This is a genomic window from Vreelandella gomseomensis, assembly GCF_031451645.1.
GTDB lineage: Bacteria > Pseudomonadota > Gammaproteobacteria > Pseudomonadales > Halomonadaceae > Vreelandella > Vreelandella gomseomensis.
On record NZ_JARWAI010000001.1, the window covers coordinates 367594 to 386985 of the forward strand.

Genomic DNA, 19392 nt, shown 5'->3' on the forward strand with positions numbered 1-19392 from the left:
AAGCATGCCCCCCGATTACATAATGGAAGGACGCGTTCCCTGATGGAGACCTGTATGCCGGAACCTACGCGTCATCGGCGAGCCGTATGGCACGAAGCGCGCTGCCAGACCTGCAGCCTCAGCTCCCTGTGCCTGCCGCTGGCACTGGAACTGGAGGACATGGATCAGTTTGATGCAATCATCCGACGGCGAACGCCGCTCAAGAAAGGCGAGCACCTGTTCCACCAGGGCGATGACTTTACCAGCGTCTATGCGGTGCGCTCGGGAAGCCTCAAGCAGGTCACCACCGAAGGCGGCGGTAACGATCAGCTGACCAATTTCTACCTGCCAAGCGAATTGGTGGGGCTGGATGCGATTGACGAGCCGCATTATCCCGGCAGCGCGATTGCCCTGGAAACTACCACGGTGTGTGAAATTCCTTTCGACCGGCTGGATCAGCTGTCGGAAAAGCTGCCGGAGTTACGCGGCCAGCTGTACCGCAGCATGAGCAAGGAGCTGCGCAACGACCGGCGCATGATGCGGCTGCTGTCGCGCAAAACCGCCGACCAGCGGCTGGCAAGCTTTCTGATCACGCTTTCCGACCGCTTCCGTCGCCGCGGCTACTCCCCGTACAGCTTTCGCCTGTCGATGCCCAGAGCCGACATCGGCAACTACCTGGGGCTCGCCGTGGAGACCGTCAGCCGGATTGTCAGCCGCTTCCAGTCGCAGTCGCTGGTAGCCGTCTCGGGCCGCGAGGTACAGATCCTCGACATGGCCAGACTACAGCAGCTGGCCGAGGAGGAAAGCCCAGCCGCCTAACCGACGTTGAGCGCCTGAATACGCCCCGCCATCAGCTCTGTCTGCTTGGCTTCCAGGCCGGCGAAGTCGAACAGGTCGCGGTCGGCGAGCTGCGAGGGCGCAACGTTGGTCACGGCCTTGAACATGCTTTCCAGACGGCCGGGGTGGTGTTTGTCCCAATCGGCCAGCATGTCCTTGACGACCTGCCGCTGCAGGTTGGGCTGCGAGCCGCACAAATTGCAGGGAATGATCGGGAACGCCATCGCCTGGGCGTACTCGGCAATGTCCGCTTCCTTGCAGTAGGCCAGCGGACGGATGACGATATTCCTGCCGTCGTCGGAAAGCAGCTTGGGCGGCATCGACTTCAGCGTGCCGCCGAAAAACATGTTCAAGAACAGCGTCTCGAGAATATCTTCCCGATGGTGGCCCAGGGCAACCTTGGTGGCGCCGATCTCTTCGGCAAACCCGTACAGCGACCCGCGGCGCAAACGCGAACACAGCGCGCAGGTGGTCTTGCCTTCCGGGGTCTTCTCTTTCACCACCGAGTAGGTATCGCGCTCCAGGATATGGTAGTCCACCCCGCGTTCCTCAAGGTAGGCGGGCAGGACATGTTCGGGAAAGCCCGGCTGCTTCTGATCCATGTTGACGGCGATCAGTGAAAAATTCACCGGCGCGTTGCGCTGCAGGCTGAGCAGCATCTCCAGCATGGTATAGCTGTCTTTGCCGCCGCTTAAACACACCATGACGCGGTCGCCCTCGTCGATCATGCGATAGTCGATGATCGCGTTGCCCACGTCTCGGCGCAGCCGCTTCTGCAGCTTGTTGAACTCACGCTTGCGCTTGGCATCGCGATGTTCCGCTTCGGATAAGCGGGCTGCTGCGTCGGTGGTCGCTGACGCAGGGTCGAAATGATCAAGGTGATGTTGCATGGTATTAGCACTGCCGATAGTCAGAGAAGCAATCAGCATTCTAGCAACTCTCGACGCCCCGGCCCAACCGCTCGCCGCTATGAGACGGCGTCTACCTCATTACGCTGCAGGCGCAAATACAAAAGCGCGCTCGCCGTAGCATCTTCCAGCGCTCGCTGAGGCGCCTGACTGGGCACTTGCCAGCACGCCAGCGCCTGGGCCAGCTCGTCCACCTGCTCGGCCTGCGGATGCAGACGGCGCAGGTGACGCTGATGCAGCTTGGTGACGTCCACGCGGGCATTGGGCAGGCCGAATCCCAGATGGCAGCGCAGCTGCTGCTCGAGCGGCGCAAGACGCTGCTCCAGCTGCCAGCCGATAACCGGTCGGTTGCCGATAAACTCAACCAGTGAACGCAGGCTTTCGACGTTGAGGGGCAGCGTCGTCTCGACGTTGTAGAGCAGCTGATGGCGGCGCTCGGCGGCACCGCTGTCGCGCACGCCTTCACTTAGCGCCGCCACCCACGCACGGCTGGTCAGCAGTTGGTGCTGGCGCAGCGTCACCGCCGCCACGCTCATGACACCGTGGTGAGCAAAGCAGGCAAGCGCTACCAGCTCATTGCCCAGATAAGGCTGGAAAAGCCATGCGTAGGGGGACGCTTGATAACGACGGCGCTCGCTTTCCCGGCGCAGCAGACCGCCAAGCCACCCGAAGGGGGCGTCCAGATAATGTCGACTGATCACGAATACTCCAGGTGGTAGCGGTGCGAGAGGCGCTGCTTGAAATCCTTGACGATATGCAGCGCTTCGCGCAGTAGATCGCGCTCGAGCGATGACAAATCCTGCACGACCACTCGGTTGGAACGCTCTTGCTGCTCGGCGGACGCATCCTCGGATAATGTCTGCAGCTGCTGTTTGAGGCGCAACTCGGTAAACAGCGCCAGGGCTTCGCCGAGGTCGTCGGCAAAGCGCCGATTGAGCCGGCCGTCCTCGGCGAGGGCATCCAGCCGATCAAGCGTTGAGGTGGCATGGATACGCCGCTCGAGGGCCATGGTGCGGACGCCGTGCACGATGGGAAAGATACCGCCTTTCTTGATATCGATACCGTGCTGGGGCTTCTTAAGCGAGCCAAACAGCGTCAGCGGCGTGGAAAACCGCAGTACGGTGCGGGCGAAATACGACAGCAGCAACTCGTCCCGGGAGCAGCGCTCGAAAAGCTCCTCGCGGACACTTGCCAACAGGCTCGGGTTGCCCGCCACGCCGTGGGCGTCGAGCATGATGGCCAGCTTCATCAGACTGTCGCCGTCACGCGCGCTAGCCCAGCGCGCAATGCGCCCTTTCCATTCACTTACCGTGGCGACCCACTCCGGGTTCGAGACCATGATGTTACCCGGACAGGGCGGATACCCAAGCTCGATCAGGGTCGCCGTCAGACGCTGCATGTCCTCGCCCACGTCGGGCCATTCGGCATCGTCGGCGAGAATCAGCCCGTTATCCTGATCGGTCTTGAGGATCTGCTCGCCGCGACCCTCGCTACCCATGACCATCATGCAGCTGTGCGGGTGGTGCGCCGGGTCGATGGTGAACTCCCAGGCCTTGCTCATGATGCGCCCATTGAGAGCCGCCAACAGATCCATGGCAAAACGCAGCTTGACGCCCTGGGCCATCAGGGCATTGACCAGCTCCGGCGTGCGGTGGCTGGCGGCCGCCAGCGCCGGCAAATCACCGGCCTGTTCCACCTGAAGGCTGACTACATAACTGCGGCTCGAGAAATAGCTCAGCACGTCGGTCAGCTCGACCACGCCGACGACCTTGCCCTCATCCATCACCACGACCCGCGTCACCTTGTGGCGGGTCATGCTGACCAGCGCCTCGAACAGGTAGTGGCTTGAGCTGACGGTGACCAGGGTATATTGGGCAATATCGGCAAGCGGCGTGGTGACCGGGTGTTCCGTCAGCACGATAGCGTTGAGCAGATCGGTCTTTGTCACCATCCCCGGCTGGTCTTGAGCCTCCACCAGCAGACTGTCGGCATGGCTGTCATTCAGCGTGCGCACGGCGGTGGCAATATCGGCATCGGCGGGCAGCAACAGCGGTGGGCGCATGCACTCGCTGACGCGGGCCAGCATGAAGCCCGCCATGGTGACACCACCCTCGGCACGCTTTTCGGTCAGCAGGCGCGCCTTGTGGGCGAGCGACTGGCGGAAGAACTGATTGAACTCGGGATACTCGTTGCACAGCGTCTTGAACAGCGCCTTGGGCATCAGATAGCACAGGCATTCCTGCTCCGCCTGAAAGCGGTAGCGGCTCTTGCCGTTGAGAATACTGATGGCGCCAAACAGGTCGCCCGCGGTGTAATGGCCGATGCGCGCAACCGACGACGGCAAGGTGGGATCCAGCTCGGCGACCTCTCCCTTGTGAATAAGGTAAACGTATTCGCCGGCCTGGCCGGTTTCAACGATAATCGCATGACGATCAAAGTAGGCAAGGTCCATGCCGCGACGCACATGTTCCTTCCCCTCGGCATCCAGCAACGAAAACGGGGGCTGGGAAAGGTCTACATCTACCATGGGCACGACCTCGACATTATGAATGAGCGGCGTAAGCGAGCCTCATTACCAACTCCCACGACTCGACTACCACTTTGGTTTATTGCGCTAATGTCTAACTCTCTTTATCAACTTTAGCGAACTTAAATAAGTAGATTGAATACTCACTCTTGGGCTGATAAAAAATAACTGCAAGCCAGTATCCGAACATAGCAAACAACGCGGCATCTCCCCCACCTAGACCATCGTCCCATGACGCTAAGCAAACCTTACCCGAAGGCGGTAAAAGCCGATAAAAATACCCTTTTTCAACCGATTGGCTACTTTTTGCTCACCACCAAAGTTTACTGATACCAAAGTCTGGGATTTATTTTTGCCATTTATTGCCCAGTATTGTCATTGAGTCATGCAGGGTAATCGCACGTCATTGCGCCACTCTCTTCCACCTTTTGCCGGGTGACGTGTTAACTGACAGCTGATTCATGACAAACGTAAGCGAGTGGTTCTAAAAACGTGCGATTGGTCTGATGGGTCAACCGCTATTCCGAGTGAACTTTCCAACCTAAAAACACAAGTGGAGAGCAACACAATGGCAGACGACAAATCCAATGCTGCTGAATACTGGAAAGCCAACGTCCGTACCATTATCGGATGCTTGGCGGTCTGGGCATTCGTGTCTTACGGCTGCGCTATTCTATTCCGCCCGCTGCTGGCCTCTATCCCGGTCGGTGGTACCGACCTTGGCTTCTGGTTTGCTCAGCAAGGCTCCATTCTCACCTTCATCGTCTTGATCTTTTTCTATGCCTGGAAAATGAACAAGCTCGACGAAAAATTTGGCCTTGGGGAGTAAACCGGTATGAGCCAATTTGCAATCAACCTGCTCTTCGTGGGCGCCTCCTTTGCCTTGTACATAGGCATTGCGATCTGGGCGCGCGCGGGGTCGACAAAAGACTTCTATGTCGCCGGCGGCGGCGTTCACCCGATCACCAACGGCATGGCCACCGCGGCCGACTGGATGTCGGCGGCCTCGTTCATCTCGATGGCCGGCCTGCTGGCATCGGGCGGTTACGCCAACTCCACCTTCCTGATGGGCTGGACCGGCGGCTACGTGATTCTCGCCATGCTGCTCGCGCCTTACCTGCGCAAGTTCGGCAAGTTTACCGTGCCCGACTTCATCGGCGACCGTTTCTACAGCAACACGGCTCGCCTGGTGGCGGTCATCTGCTTGATTGTGGCCTCGGTGACTTACGTTATTGGCCAGATGACCGGTGCGGGCGTGGCGTTCTCGCGCTTCCTGGAAGTGCCCAACACCGCGGGTATCTGGATTGCGGCGGCGATCGTCTTCCTGTACGCGGTTTTCGGCGGCATGAAGGGCATCACCTATACCCAGGTGGCTCAGTACGTCGTCCTGATCATTGCCTATACCATTCCGGCGGTCTTCATCGCCATGCAGCTCACCGGCAACCCCATCCCGATGTTCGGCATGTTCAGCACGCATACCGAATCGGGTCTGCCGCTGCTGCAGAAGCTCGATGATGTAGTGAACGCACTAGGCTTCCGGGACTACACCGCCGATGTCGACAACAAGCTCAACATGGTGCTGTTTACCCTGTCGCTGATGGTCGGTACCGCGGGTCTTCCCCACGTCATCATTCGCTTCTTCACCGTTCCGAAGGTCGCGGATGCACGCTGGTCGGCAGGCTGGGCACTGGTGTTCATCGCGCTACTTTACCTCACTGCACCGGCAGTTGGCTCCATGGCGCGCTTGAACCTCGCCACGACGGTCTATCCGGAAATGGCGGGACAAGTGGAAGACTATGACGCCGCTGCGGAACAGGCACTTATCTACGAAGATCGCCCCGGCTGGATCCGCACCTGGGAAGAAACCGGCCTTATCAACTTTGATGACAAGAACAATGATGGTCGCATCCAGGTCTACAACGATAGCAATGAAGAATATGCCGAAATTGCTGAGTCGCGTGGCTGGGAAGGTAGCGAGCTGACCGTCAATAACGACATTCTCGTACTCGCCAACCCCGAAATTGCCAACCTGCCGGCCTGGGTCATCGGCTTGATTGCAGCAGGCGGTATCGCCGCGGCGCTATCCACGGCAGCCGGCCTACTGCTCGCGATCTCGTCGGCCATCAGTCACGATTTGATCAAGACCATGATCAATCCCAAAATCACCGAAAAAGGTGAAATGCTGGCCGCACGTATTTCCATGGCGGGTGCCATCCTGGTCGCCACCTACCTAGGCCTTAACCCACCCGGGTTTGCCGCGCAAACAGTGGCTTTGGCCTTCGGTATCGCGGGTGCCTCGCTGTTCCCGGCGCTGATGATGGGCATCTTCTCCAAGAAGATGAACAATTCAGGCGCAGTGGCCGGCATGCTCGCGGGTCTGGGCTGTACCCTGCTGTATATCTTCACCTACCTGGGCTGGCTCTTTATCCCCGGCACCAACATGCTGGCCAACACGCCTGACAACTGGCTGTTCGGCATTTCTCCGCTGTCCTTCGGCGCCGTGGGTGCGATGATCAACTTCGCCGTGGCCTTCAGTGTTTGCAGCGTGACCAAGGCACCGCCGCAGGAGATCCAGGATCTGGTCGAAAGCGTTCGCTATCCGAAAGGCGCTGGCGTTGCCGTCGACCACTAAGTCATAATCTTTCCCTAACCTGCTGACCCAAGTGTCGCAGGCTTTGGAACCGACCCGCCATCGGGCTTCCTCAGGGAGGCCCGATGGCTTTTTAGAAGGACGTATTATGATTTGGCATTTGATTGCCGCAGTGTTTGCAGGCCTGGCGGCGGCAGGGATCGGCTTGCTGCTGCGCACGCTGAGCGGCAAGCGACTCCCCAAGTGGATCGTTCCTTTATGCGGAGGGTTAGGGATGATCAGCTACCAGATCCACATGGAGTACTCCTGGTTTGACCATAAGCAGGCGCAGCTTCCCGAGACCGCTGAAGTGATCTCCAGCGACACAAGCGAGCAGGTATGGCGCCCCTGGACCTACGCCTTCCCGGTGACGACCAAATTCAGCATGGTCGACCGCAACAACGTACAGCTGGGTACCAGCGACGGCGACCGTCTGGCGCAGTTCATCCTTTATCAGTTCGAGCGCCACTACACCGATGTCGTCACTCACCAGCCGTATCTCCTCAACTGCGACAACCGTGAGCTGGTGCCGCTCGAGCGGGATACCCGCGAGCCGCAAATCGACCGGATGCGCACGCTGCGCGACACCTCGACACTGCTCAGCACTGTCTGCGACGGCGCGTAGCGGCATCCATTTCACGCCTGACGCCAAATCACATTTCGCCTAGAATGGTGCGCTGGACGAGCGGCCTGAAAGTGGCTTGATCGATAGGCATAAGGCGGGAGAAGGCTATGTTTCATGGCGGGCTATTAGTCGCGGTATCGCTTCTGTATATCGCGGTGCTATTCGCGATCGCCTGGTACGGAGATCACCGTGCCCGGACGGTCGGCGCCACCCGTCGTCGCCCGCTTATCTACAGCCTCACCCTGGCTATTTACTGCACGTCCTGGACGTTTTACGGCGCCGTAGGCCAGGCGGCGACGGCCGGCTGGTCGTTTGCCAGTATTTTCGTGGGGCCGGTGCTAACCTTTTTACTGTTCTGGCCGGTACTGGCGAAAATGATTCGCGTGGCCAAACACCAGAACGTCACGTCCATCGCCGACTTTATCGCCTCGCGCTACGGCAAGACCCAGTCGCTTGCCGCCTTCGCCAGCCTGGTCGCGCTGGTGGGCACCCTGCCCTATATCGCCCTGCAGCTGAAGGCCGTTTCGACGTCATTCAGCGTGCTGACGGCGGAAGGCGACATGACCGATGCGCCGCTGTTTGGTGATACCGCATTCTATGTCGCCGTGGTCATGGCCATCTTCGCCATCCTGTTCGGTACGCGCCATACCGATGCCACCGAACACCACGAAGGCCTGATCCACGCCGTTGCCTTCGAGTCGCTGGTCAAGCTGCTCGCCTTCGTGCTGCTCGGCGTCTTCGTTACCTGGGGGATGTTCGACGGCCTCGGCGAACTGATGGGCTACGCCGAAACGCACCTGGAGCTCCAGCGCCAACTGGCCAACCAGGACTTCGGCCAGAGTTTCTGGGCGCAGACCCTGCTGGCCATGCTGGCGATCCTCTGCCTGCCCCGCCAGTTCCATGTGGCGGTGGTCGAGAACACCCACCACGACGACGCGACGAAAGCCCGCTGGCTTTTTCCGCTCTACCTGATCGTGATCGCGTTTTTTGTCGTGCCGCTGGCCGCCGCCGGGTTGATGCTGTTTTCGGATACCTCGGTCGAGCCGGACACCTACGTGCTGGCGCTGTCCATGGCCTCCGGTCACGAATGGCTGACCCTGCTGACCTTCATCGGCGGATTCTCCGCCGCCACCGGCATGGTGATCGTGGCGGCGGTCGCCGTATCGATCATGATTTCCAACGAAATCGTCATTCCCGCACTGTTCCGCCTGCGCTGGTTCGACACCAAGGCGCGTGACTACGGCCGGCTGGTATTGCGCGCCCGTCGGCTGACCATCGTGGCTGTGCTGGCCATGGCCTACGGCTTCTACCAGATGATCGCCGAGTTCACCTCGCTGGCGTCGATCGGCATGCTGTCGTTTGCCGCGGCGGCGCAGTTTGCCCCGGCCTTGATCGGCGGCCTGTACTGGAAACGTGGCAACCGCCTGGGGGTTATCGTCGGCATGAACGCAGGCTTTGCCATCTGGGCCTACAGCTTGCTGATGCCTGCCATGATCAACGCCGACGTGCTGCCTGCCGGGTGGCTCGAAGGCGGGCCTCTGGGGCTTGCCTGGCTATCCCCCACCGCGCTGTTTGGGCTGAACCTGGGCGACAGCTTCACCCACGGCGTGATGCTCTCCCTGGGCGTCAACCTGTTCAGCTATATCTTCGTCTCCCAGGTGACCTCTCAGCGCGTGGTCGAACGCATTCAGGCCTCGCTGTTCGTGGATAGCGTCGAAACCCGCCAGACCTCGATCAACCGCCCGTGGACCGGCGCCACCACGGTGGGCGACCTGAAGGTGCTGTGCGAACGCTTTCTGGGGGCCGAACAGGTTGACCGCGCTTTTGAGGACTATGCGCGACGCTCGGGCAAACCGCTGGATGACGGCACCCGCGCCTCCATCGATGTGATTCAGTTTACCGAGCGTTTTCTTGCCTCCGTGCTGGGGGCCTCTTCGGCACGCATCGTGGTCAATTCGGCCCTTCAGGGGCGCGGCATCGGGATTTCCGACGTTATCTCGATCGTCGACGAAGCCTCACAGGTGCTCGAATTCAACCGCGCGCTGCTGCAGGCCACCATCGAAAACATCAACCAGGGCATCAGCGTCGTCGACCAGAACCTGCGCCTGGTGGTCTGGAACCAACGCTACCTGGAGCTGTTCCGCTTCCCTGACCATCTCATCCGAGTCGGCGCGCCGATGGATCGTATCTTCCGCTACAACGCCCACAACGGCGAGTACGGCCCCGGCGACCCCGAGGAACACGTCCAGCTGCTGCTCGACAACATCCGCGACGGCCAGCCCCACCGCTATGTTCGCTACCGCCAGGACGGCAGCGTGCTCGAGGTGCAGGGCAACCCGATGCCGGGCGGCGGCTTTGTCTACACCTATCAGGACATTACCCAGCAAAAGCGCATCGAAGAAGCGCTGATCCGTTCCGAAAACAATATCCGTATCTACACCGATAACGTGCCCGCCCTGATCGCCTACTTCGACAAGGAGGGTCGCTATCTGTTTACCAACCGCGCCTACGAGCAGGCGTTCGGCATCGACCGTAACGCGGTGATCGGCAAGCGCTATGAAGACGTGCTGCCCGCGCGCCAGGCCCAGGAGCGAGCCCCCTGGGTAGCGCTGACGCTCAACGGCGAACGGGTCAGCTTTGAAGTGGCCATGCCGCTGAACGGCGCCATGCGCCACATGCTGGTGACCTATACCCCGCACTTCGGTGACAGCCAGTCGATTCTCGGCTTTTTCGCCCTTTACCAGGACATTACCGAACGCCGCCAGGCGGAGATCGCGCTCAAGGAAACCAATGAAACCCTGGAAGAGCGTGTCCGCGAACGTACCCAGGCGCTTTCCGAGGCCAATGCGGCGCTACGTCAGGAAAACCGCGTACGTGCCGAAGCCGAGCAGGCGCTACGCCAGGCGAAGCAGCTGGCCGAGGATGCCAACGCCTCGAAGACACGCTTCCTGGCCGCGGCCAGTCACGATCTGCTCCAGCCGCTGAATGCCGCCCGCCTGTTCACCTCGGCGCTGATGCAGAACGTCAGCGTGCCGGATACCCAGCGCACCATTGGCCATATCGACAATTCGCTGCAGGCCGCAGAGGAGCTGCTCAGCACGCTGCTGGATATTTCCAAGCTCGACGCCGGCGCCCTGACACCACGCCGCAGTCACTTTGCGCTGTCCGATATCTTCCGGCCGCTGCGTGCCGAGTTCGAAGTGATGGCCGATGAACGCGGGCTGGATCTGGTGGTGGTTCCCACCCGGCAATGGGTGGATTCGGATCCGCAAATGCTGCGCCGGATCGTGCAGAACTTCCTTTCCAACGCCATTCGCTATACCCAGGAAGGCCGGGTACTGCTGGGCTGCCGACGCCAGGACGAGCGACTGGTGATCGAGGTCTGGGACAGCGGCCCGGGTATCCCGGACTCCAAGCTCAGCGAGATTTTCCAGGAGTTCCGCCGCCTCGATCAGGCATCAAGGCACAAGGAAAGTGAAAAAGGGCTGGGACTCGGACTCTCGATTGCCGACCGGATGAGCCGCGTACTCGACCACCCGATCAAGGTTCGCTCCTGGGAAGGCATCGGCACCGTGTTCTCGGTCAGCGTGCCCTGCGTGGCCGCGCGCGACACCCGCCCCGAGGATCCGGAACAGGGGCCACGGCGCAGCGGCAACAAGCTGGCCGGCACTCGTATCGTATGTATCGACAACGAAACGCTGATTCTCGAAGGCATGACCGCCATGCTCAGTGGCTGGGGGTGCGAGGTATTCACCGCCACCAGTATCGGCGGTGCCAAGTCGATACTGCGCAACATGGACGGCGACCCGGACGCCATCCTGGCCGACTATCACCTGGATAACGAGGTCACCGGCCTGATGGCCCTGGAAGCCCTGAGCGAACGGCTGACCAGCGCCGTCCCCGGCATCGTGATTACCGCTGACCGCACCGAAGCCGTGGCCGAGGAGGTCAAGCGCGCCGGGTACCAGCTGCTGCTCAAGCCCGTTAAACCGGCAGCTCTGCGGGCGTTGCTGACCCGCACGCTTCAGGCCAGTCGCGCCAAGGCATAGCCGTTGCGGGGCCTCTAACGACGACACCGCGCTTGTGTTGCCACAAGCGCGGTGTCGGTAAGGCTACCGGAGAGGCGGTCGCAACCGAGCGTTACGACTCCACCTTCGGCGGCTCGACTTCCAGTTTTTGCGCCGCAATGACCGCCTGCGTCCGCGAGTGAACCCCAAGCTTGCGCAGGATCGCCGTGACGTGCGCCTTGATGGTTGCTTCGGACACGTTCAACTCGTAGGCGATCTGCTTGTTCAACAACCCTTCAGTGAGCATGTTGAGCACCCGGAACTGCTGCGGCGTCAGCGAGGCAATCGCTTCGGCAAAGCGTGACTCTTCTTCGCTGGTTTCATCCAGCACGCCCGCCAGTGCTTCGGGCAACCACACCTCGCCCTGCAGTATCTCGCCGACCGCTTCGGCGATAAGCTGCAGCGACGACGACTTGGGAATAAAGCCCGAAGCACCGTAGTCGATGGCGCGACGCACGACATAGGGCTCGTCGCTGCCGGAGACGACCGCCACGGGAATATCGGGCATCTGGCCGCGCAGCTGGATAAGACCAGAAAAACCATGGGCGCCGGGCATGTGCAAATCCAGCAGGATAAGATCGGCATCCGGATGTCGATTGACCACCTCGGTGGTCGCCTCCATGGTGTCGGCTTCGACGATTTCTGCCTGCGGCGCCAGCTGGCGCAACGCCTGGGTGAGCGCTGCACGAAACAGCGGGTGGTCGTCTGCGACGATAAACTTGTGGGCTACTGCCATGGATATTCCTCCGGTTCCTCAAGCAGCGGGGTTTGCTGCTGCCGCGACGCTAGGCTCATACGGTTGAAGCATGGTACCCCATGGGCTTCGCCATCCCCAAGCACACATGCACAATTTGTAATGGATTCTTCGTCGCACGCAACAGAGCAGTGCCGGCACATTGGCCGGCACTGCTCGTTCATTGCCCTGATGATGCCAGCCGTAGGGTCGAGCTGGCCCTTGTTGCCAGCCTGGTCAGGCGGGCAACTCACGGGCTACTGGTTGGCGCGATGCTCGATGAGCTCGTCCACTACCGAAGGATCGGCAAGCGTGCTGGTGTCCCCCAGGCCATCGCATTCGTTGGCGGCGATCTTGCGCAGGATACGCCGCATGATCTTGCCCGAGCGGGTCTTGGGAAGGCCAGGCGCCCACTGGATGACATCCGGCGAGGCAATGGGCCCGATGTCCTTGCGCACCCACTGGGTCAACTCTTTCTTCAACTCGTCAGAAGGCTCGACCTCGTCGTTCAGGGTCACGTAAATGTAGATACCCTGACCCTTGATGTCATGGGGGAAGCCCACCACGGCGGCTTCCGCCACGGCAGAGTGAGCCACCAGCGACGATTCGATTTCGGCGGTGCCCATGCGGTGGCCGGAGACGTTAAGGACGTCATCCACCCGCCCGGTAATCCAGTAGTAGCCGTCTTCATCGCGACGACAGCCATCACCGGTAAAGTACATGTTGTCGTAGGTGGAGAAGTAGGTCTGGACGAAGCGCTCGTGGTCGCCCCAGATCGACCGCGCCTGACCCGGCCATGCATCCAGAATCACCAGGTTACCTTCGGCGGCGCCTTCCAGCAGGTTGCCTTCGTTATCCACCAGCGCGGGCTGGACGCCGAAGAACGGTTTGGTCGCCGAGCCGGGCTTGAGCGGCGTGGCCCCCGGCAGCGGCGAGATCATGATGCCGCCGGTTTCGGTCTGCCACCAGGTATCCACGATCGGGCACTTTTCGTTGCCGATGACGCGATAGAACCATTCCCAGGCTTCCGGGTTGATGGGCTCGCCGACCGACCCCAGCAGACGCAACGAATCGCGCTTGCTCGAGTCCATGACGTTGTCACCATGGGCCATCAGCGCGCGCACGGCGGTGGGCGCTGTGTACAGGATATTGACGCTGTGCTTGTCGACGATCTCACCCATGCGTCCGTGGCTGGGATAGCTGGGCACGCCCTCGAACATTAGCGTAGTGGCGCCGTTGGCCAGCGGGCCATAAACGATATAGCTGTGACCGGTTACCCAGCCGACGTCGGCGGTACACCAGTAGACTTCGCCGTCCTGGTAATCAAACACGTACTGGTGGGTCATGGCCGCGTAGGTGAGGTACCCACCGGTGGTGTGCTTGAGGCCTTTGGGCGCACCCGTCGAGCCCGAGGTATAGAGGATGAACAGCGGGTCTTCCGCGCCCATGGCCTCCGGCTCACATTCGGTGGACTGCTTGTCGACCAGGTCGCTGAACCACAGGTCGCGGCCTTCGTGCCATTCGACATCCCCACCTGTTCGCTTGACCACCAGCACGTTCTTGCACACGTCGGTGCCGTCGCGGGTCAGTGCTGCATCGACGTTGTCTTTCAGCGGCACCTGCTTGCCGCCACGCACCGACTCGTCGGCGGTAATGACCAGTTTGGAGTCGGCGCCAATCACCCGCTGGGCCACGGCGTCGGGCGAAAAACCGCCAAACACGACCGAATGCACCGCGCCGATGCGGGCGCAGGCCAGCATGGCCATGGCCGCTTCGGGAATCATCGGCATGTAGAGGGTGACCGTATCGCCCTTGCCGATACCCAGTTCCTTCAGGCCGTTGGCCAGCTGATTGGTGCGCTCGTAAAGCTCACGATAGCTGATGTGCTTGGAATCGTTGGGATCGTCACCTTCCCAGATGATGGCAGTCTGGTCGCCGCGCTTTGCGAGGTGACGATCCAGGCAGTTGGCGCTTACGTTGAGCTGGCCGTCTTCAAACCAGCGAATATCGACATTGTCACGCGCGAAGGAAGTACTCTTGATGCGAGTAGGCGCCTTGATCCAGTCAAGCCGCTTGGCCTGCTCGGCCCAGAAGCCTTCCGGATCGTCTACCGATTGCTGATACATGGCCTGATAGGTGGCTTCGTCAGCCCAGGCGCTGGCGGCGATATCTTCGCGCACCGGATAGACGTTCTGCTGTTCGCTCATGAAATTGCCTCTGTCCGTGGAAATGCACTCTCTAGGAATGTAGCCGATAGGCAGCGTGACGCTACCGGCACCACCTGATGTCACCCTAGCATAAACCTCTCGGACCAGCCTTCCCTTTAGACATTGGTATTAACATTTTTAATATAAATTACAATAACTTATATGAAATAATCAAAGCACTACCCGGCACAGTAGACCAAGGTCTGAGCACAGTGCCGGCAACGGTAGCGCCGCCCTTTTACCACCAAAGCATGACGCCGCGCCGTCAACTGATGCTGCCGACAGCCGCATTGGTAACGGTAAGGGGCCGGCTGGGCACGGGCAATATCAAAACGATGGGTGACCCGAGGCGCGAGACCGAACAGGTCGCGCATGACGGCTTGCCACTCGCGCCCGTGGGGCTTGAGTCGCGGCCCGTTTTCCAGGTGGAACACCAGCCAGTGGGCCATTTCATGGGGAATGACCTCGTCAAAAAACGCGCGGCGGTTTTCGCTCATCAGCACCGGATTGAACCGCAGCCCGCCGCGGCCGAGGTGCGCCTGGCCGGCGGAAGCCCCCTTGAGATCAAACCAGATGCCTGGCCGCGGCAGCCCCGGATAGACCTCGCGGCAGCGCTGCCAGGCCAGATCGGCACGCTCGCGGGCTGCCTGATGCAGGGCCTGGCTCGACAGGGCCGCAAGCGACGCCTCCGGCCAGGGGGGGAGTGGCTGAGTATTCATTAATGATAAACTGGTGGTCATCCGGTCATCTTGACTGTTTGTTTCCGCTGCTCATTGACGAGGCTCCTTATGCCAGCGCCCCCCAACACGCCTGAAGAGGCGATACCGCCGCAGCCGCTGCTTGACGATGAACAACTCGACAGGCTGGACGATTTTCTCGACTCCGACCAGGTCGGCGAAGATGCCCTCGACCTGATCTCCGCCCACGGCTTTTTGGTGGCGCTGGCGGTCGGCCCCAGCGAGGTGCCGGCGAGCCAGTGGCTAGCCGAGCTTTTTCATGGCGAGCCCCAGTACGCCGACGATGCGCAGCGCGACGAGATCATCCAACTGCTCACCCTGCTGCGCGATAACGCCATGGCCGTGCTTGAGCAAGGCGGCCTGCCCGAGCTTCCCTTCGAGCTGACCCTTGACGGCATGGCCGCTGAAGAAACGCCCATCGGCGACTGGTGTGCTGGCTTCATGGAAGGCGTCTTCTGCGACGAAAGCGCCTGGTTCCAGGACGACGAGGAAGCCGCCGCAACGCTGCTCCTGCCGTTCATGGTACTCTCGGGGCTGTTTGACGACGAGCCCGACATGGCCGACATGGCAGGCGACCCGGCGCGTCAGGAAAGTCTGGTGGCGCAGTTGCCCGAGCTGGTGCTCGATCTTTATCTACACTACCGCGTCCCGCCGGAAACCCCCAAGCCCAAACCACGCAAGAAATCGCCCGCCAAAGGCAAGGCGCGTCGGTAACTACTTGAGGCGCATCATGGCGGCGTCCAGCAGCCCGTACACCCATTCCCTGGCGCGCTGCGTCCAGGGCCGCGCCGCCCAGCGCGCGGCATCCACTTCGTCGCTCGCGGCAAAGTGTCGTTCAAACAATGCTCGCACCTCATCGGCCAACCCGGGGTCATCGACTTCCTGGTTGGCTTCGAGGTTCCAGTGCAGATTCCAGTGGTCGAAGTTGCACGAGCCAATACTCACCCAGTCGTCGGCCAGCACGAATTTCGCGTGGATGAACGTCGGCTGAAACTCGTAGATGCGCACCCCCGCTTTCAGCATCGCCTGGTAGAACCGCTGCCCCGCATAACGCACCCCGGGATGGTCGTGCTTGGCACCGGGCAGCAGCAGCCGCACATCGACACCCCGCTTGGCCGCCCGCGCAAGCCGTCGGCGTAAAGCGAAGGTGGGCACAAAGTAAGGGGTACACAGCCATATTCGCGTCTGCGCCGTCTCGACCCGCCGGTGCAACGAATGTCGAATCGCCTGATAGCGGTAGCCGCGCGCCGACATGGCACGCCCGCGCACGCCATCAGGGTAGCGCGTGGGCTTGCGTGGCGCCGTCAGCGGCTGGCGGGAGGCCTTTGCGCTGTCCGCACGGGTCAGCCGCGAACGCCACAGTCGCCTGAACAGCGCCTCCCAGTCAGCCACCACCGGACCTTCAATCCGCACGGCGATTTCGTACCAGGCGTCGAGAAACTCGTCGACCGCGCCAAAGCCGCCGGTAAAGGCAACGTCGCCATCCACCACCACGATTTTACGGTGGTCCCGGCTCAGGTTGCGGGCCAGGGAATGGAACCCCAAGGGGTTGAATAAGCGCAGCTGAACGCCGGCATGGCGCAGGCGCTGGCGGTCGTCGCTGTCGAGCCCCATCGAGCCGAAGCCGTCCAGCAGCAGGTATACGCTGACGCCTCGGCGAGCCGCGTCGGTCAGAGCGTCGCTCACCCGGTCGGCCAGCGTGCCGGACGCCATCAGATAAAGCTCCACCAGCACGTAGTGCCTGGCACCGTGAATCGCATCGAGCATGGCCGGCAGAAAGCGAGACGCTTCGGGTAGCAGGGTAACGCGATTGCCTTCACGCCAGATCGGCGACATATTCCCTCCTGGAAGTCGTTGACCGTTAGCGGGCCAGGGCGCGATGGACGTACATATCGTAGCGGCTGGTCTTGCCGGTAAGCGTGTGCTGAGGGGCGGGGCCGGCAATCGGCGGCGCCTTGCGCGGCCGCTTGACCACCACGCGGTGCGTGGCCACGTCCAGGGCAGCTTCCAGCAGGCGCGGCGCATCGTCGTCGTCCCCCGCCAGCGCACGAAACAGGCGCATTTCCTTTTTGACCAGCGCTGACTTCTCGCGGTGGGGAAACATGGGATCCAGGTGAATCACCTGAGGCTCAAAGGCCGCCTGGGCGACAAGCGTCGCCAGCTGCGACGCCGCATCGCCCTCGCAAAGGGTCATCCTGGCCGCGACCGCTGCGGTCTCGGGGGCCTTGGCGGCACGCGCCAGGCCATCACCCAGCAGCGCCGCAATGGCCGGCACACGCTCGATCAGCAGCACCGGCGCGCCCAGGCTGGCCAGGACGAACGCATCGCGCCCCAGCCCCGCCGTGGCATCCACGACTTGGGGGCTGACGCCCTTGCTCAATCCGCAGGCCTTGGCGATCAACTGCCCTCGGCCGCCGCCGAACTGTCGCCGATGGGCGGCTCGCCCGGCCACAAAGTCTACGCTGAGCGGCTTGCCGAACTGGCGCTCGTCGCCTTCCAGCACCAGTTGACCGTCGCGGTAGGCAAGCGCCAGCCCGGTGGGCAGCGCGCCGACGTCGGGTAGCGTCATGCGGGCTTTTTCCAGGCCACTTGATTGCGCAGATATACCGGTTGCACCGCGTGAGCCGCCTGCCCCAGGCCGGCATCGAAGTCGCGCGCGGCCAGCCAGGCCATTTCCTCGGCACGCGGCTCAAGGTCGGTGAGGTGCTGGGTCATGCCCGCCTGCAGCTCGGTACTGAAATGATCCCAGAGCGTAAAACCGGAACCCACGCCGACCAAGTCGGTTTCATCGTCGGGCAGCGTCACCGCCTCGGGCGCCAGAACCGCCTCATCGCCGTGGCGCCGCAGGGTGTCGTTCAGACAGTGCCAGGTCGCCGCATAGACCTCTCCCATGCGCGCATCCAGCGCGGTGATCACGTGACGCAGGTGGTAGCGGCGGTGCGCCTGGAGCGCCAGCGCTTCGAGCGTGGAGATGCCCAGCAGCGGGCGGTCGAGCCCGAACGCCAGGCCCTGGGCGGCGCCCGCCGCAATACGCAGCCCGGTGAAGGCGCCGGGGCCACGCCCGTAGGCGATCGCATCCAGCTGGCCTGGCGTCAGCTGGGCGTCCGCCAGCACCACATCGACCATCGGCAACAGCCGCCGGGTGTGCCCACGCGGCGTCAGCTCAAAGCGCGCCATGCATTCGCTGTGTTCGGCGTCCCGACGCAGCAGCGCGGCCGAGCAGGCACTGGAAGACGCATCGAGAGCAAGAAAATAGTGCGACATAACGGTTCGCCACTCGTGATAGAAAACGGGCATTATACCTTTGCCTTGCCCCGACGACGATGGCCCGCACTTGGCGGGCCATCTCTTGGACGCAGCATTTACAGCGCATACTTAGCTGAGCGCGTTTTTCACCTGACGAGTAATGTCGTCAACGCTGCCCACCCCTTCAACGCGATGGTATTGCGGCGCTGCGTCGGGGTCTTCCTTGGCCCACTGCTGGTAGTAGTCCACCAGCGGCGCGGTTTGATCGTGATATACCGCCAGTCGATTGCGTACGGTCGATTCCTGATCGTCTTCCCGCTGGATCAGCGCTTCGCCCGTCACGTCATCCTTGCCGGGCTCCTTGGGCGGATTGTGCTCGACGTGATAGACCCGCCCCGAGGCAGGGTGCACGCGACGCCCGGCCAAGCGATTGACGATCTCTTCATCGGGTACGGCAATTTCCAGCACGTGATCGAGCTTCACGCCGCCTTCTTTCATGGCGTCCGCCTGGGGGATGGTGCGCGGAAAGCCGTCGAACAGAAAACCATTTGCGCAGTCGGGCTGGCTGATGCGCTCCTTGACCAGATCAATGATGATGTCGTCCGACACCAGACCACCGCTGTTCATGATCTCTTTGACCTTGAGGCCCAGCTCACTGCCATCCTTGATTGCCGCGCGCAGCATATCCCCGGTGGAAATCTGGGGGATGCTGTAACGCTCACAGATAAACTGAGCCTGAGTCCCCTTCCCCGCGCCGGGGGCACCCAACAGGATTAAACGCATGGCACTGCTCCTTGAATGATAGAAATGCAAAAAAATCGATTAGCCGACAATAACCGTGCCGTTCAGGCGACACAACTCCCCAAAAGCCTGAAAGCACCGCCGAGAAGGCATTTT

The 19392-nt window shown here is 61.5% G+C and carries 16 protein-coding genes; 6 read left to right on the forward strand and 10 right to left on the reverse strand.

Features of this window, described 5'->3' with window-relative positions; all coding sequences use genetic code 11:
* The first annotated feature begins 54 nt into the window (after window positions 1-54).
* Entirely contained in the window at window positions 55-798 is a 744-nt protein-coding gene (gene fnr, locus QC815_RS01585) for a fumarate/nitrate reduction transcriptional regulator Fnr (protein ID WP_230448397.1), read from the forward strand.
* On the opposite strand, the gene ttcA is transcribed toward fnr, so the two are convergent.
* The 3 genes from ttcA to QC815_RS01600 are packed head-to-tail and all read right to left on the reverse strand — an operon-like array spanning window position 795 to window position 4251.
* Entirely contained in the window at window positions 795-1745 is a 951-nt protein-coding gene (gene ttcA, locus QC815_RS01590) for a tRNA 2-thiocytidine(32) synthetase TtcA (protein ID WP_230448396.1), read from the reverse strand. The two genes, fnr and ttcA, sit on opposite strands and share 4 nt — an antisense overlap.
* 38 nt (window positions 1746-1783) lie before the next feature.
* Window positions 1784-2425, reverse strand: a complete 642-nt coding sequence (locus QC815_RS01595; protein WP_309766589.1) for a 3'-5' exonuclease family protein — start codon at window positions 2423-2425, stop codon at window positions 1784-1786.
* The gene (locus QC815_RS01600; protein ID WP_230448394.1) at window positions 2422-4251 is read right to left on the reverse strand and encodes a DUF294 nucleotidyltransferase-like domain-containing protein; all 1830 of its coding nucleotides are present in this window, start codon (window positions 4249-4251) and stop codon (window positions 2422-2424) included. Before QC815_RS01600 ends, QC815_RS01595 begins: the two co-directional genes overlap by 4 nt.
* A 568-nt stretch (window positions 4252-4819) precedes the next feature.
* On the opposite strand from QC815_RS01600, the gene QC815_RS01605 reads away from it, so the two are divergent.
* From QC815_RS01605 to QC815_RS01620, 4 genes are all read left to right on the forward strand, one after another.
* Window positions 4820-5080, forward strand: a complete 261-nt coding sequence (locus QC815_RS01605) for a DUF4212 domain-containing protein (protein WP_089706508.1) — start codon at window positions 4820-4822, stop codon at window positions 5078-5080.
* A gap of 6 nt (window positions 5081-5086) precedes the next feature.
* A complete protein-coding gene (locus QC815_RS01610) occupies window positions 5087-6883 on the forward strand; it encodes a sodium:solute symporter family protein (RefSeq protein ID WP_230448393.1) in 1797 nt (598 codons plus the stop codon).
* A 106-nt stretch (window positions 6884-6989) separates the two neighbouring features.
* On the forward strand, window positions 6990-7505 hold the full coding sequence (locus QC815_RS01615; RefSeq protein ID WP_230448392.1) for a hypothetical protein: 516 nt from the start codon (window positions 6990-6992) through the stop codon (window positions 7503-7505).
* Window positions 7506-7612: 107 nt separating this feature from the next.
* Complete coding sequence (locus QC815_RS01620; protein WP_230448391.1) at window positions 7613-11554, forward strand: NahK/ErcS family hybrid sensor histidine kinase/response regulator; 3942 nt, start codon at window positions 7613-7615, stop codon at window positions 11552-11554.
* Window positions 11555-11645: 91 nt separating this feature from the next.
* Here QC815_RS01620 and QC815_RS01625 read toward each other — a convergent pair whose 3' ends face one another.
* The 3 genes from QC815_RS01625 to QC815_RS01635 all read right to left on the reverse strand — a co-directional run bounded on the left by QC815_RS01625 (window position 11646) and on the right by QC815_RS01635 (window position 15252).
* Window positions 11646-12308 (reverse strand): LuxR C-terminal-related transcriptional regulator, encoded by a 663-nt coding sequence (locus tag QC815_RS01625; RefSeq protein WP_230448390.1) that lies wholly within the window; start codon window positions 12306-12308, stop codon window positions 11646-11648.
* Between the two features lie 254 nt (window positions 12309-12562).
* Window positions 12563-14512: an acetate--CoA ligase gene (gene acs / locus QC815_RS01630; RefSeq protein WP_230448389.1), complete on the reverse strand. Its 1950-nt coding sequence runs from the start codon at window positions 14510-14512 to the stop codon at window positions 12563-12565.
* 179 nt (window positions 14513-14691) lie between these two features.
* On the reverse strand, window positions 14692-15252 hold the full coding sequence (locus tag QC815_RS01635; RefSeq protein ID WP_309766592.1) for a SprT family zinc-dependent metalloprotease: 561 nt from the start codon (window positions 15250-15252) through the stop codon (window positions 14692-14694).
* 48 nt (window positions 15253-15300) lie between these two features.
* Here QC815_RS01635 and QC815_RS01640 point away from each other — a divergent pair, with 48 nt between their 5' ends.
* Window positions 15301-15963, forward strand: coding sequence for a YecA/YgfB family protein (locus tag QC815_RS01640; RefSeq protein ID WP_230448387.1), 663 nt, complete (start codon window positions 15301-15303; stop codon window positions 15961-15963).
* Here QC815_RS01640 and QC815_RS01645 read toward each other — a convergent pair whose 3' ends face one another.
* The 4 genes from QC815_RS01645 to adk all read right to left on the reverse strand — a co-directional run bounded on the left by QC815_RS01645 (window position 15964) and on the right by adk (window position 19278).
* The gene (locus QC815_RS01645; RefSeq protein WP_230448386.1) at window positions 15964-17085 is read right to left on the reverse strand and encodes a phospholipase D-like domain-containing protein; all 1122 of its coding nucleotides are present in this window, start codon (window positions 17083-17085) and stop codon (window positions 15964-15966) included.
* A 25-nt stretch (window positions 17086-17110) separates the two neighbouring features.
* Window positions 17111-17818: a class I SAM-dependent methyltransferase gene (locus QC815_RS01650; protein WP_230448385.1), complete on the reverse strand. Its 708-nt coding sequence runs from the start codon at window positions 17816-17818 to the stop codon at window positions 17111-17113.
* Window positions 17815-18513, reverse strand: coding sequence for a tRNA (adenosine(37)-N6)-threonylcarbamoyltransferase complex dimerization subunit type 1 TsaB (tsaB, locus tag QC815_RS01655; protein WP_309766596.1), 699 nt, complete (start codon window positions 18511-18513; stop codon window positions 17815-17817). Before tsaB ends, QC815_RS01650 begins: the two co-directional genes overlap by 4 nt.
* A gap of 111 nt (window positions 18514-18624) precedes the next feature.
* A complete protein-coding gene (gene adk, locus QC815_RS01660; RefSeq protein ID WP_230448383.1) occupies window positions 18625-19278 on the reverse strand; it encodes an adenylate kinase in 654 nt (217 codons plus the stop codon).
* Window positions 19279-19392: the final 114 nt, after the last annotated feature.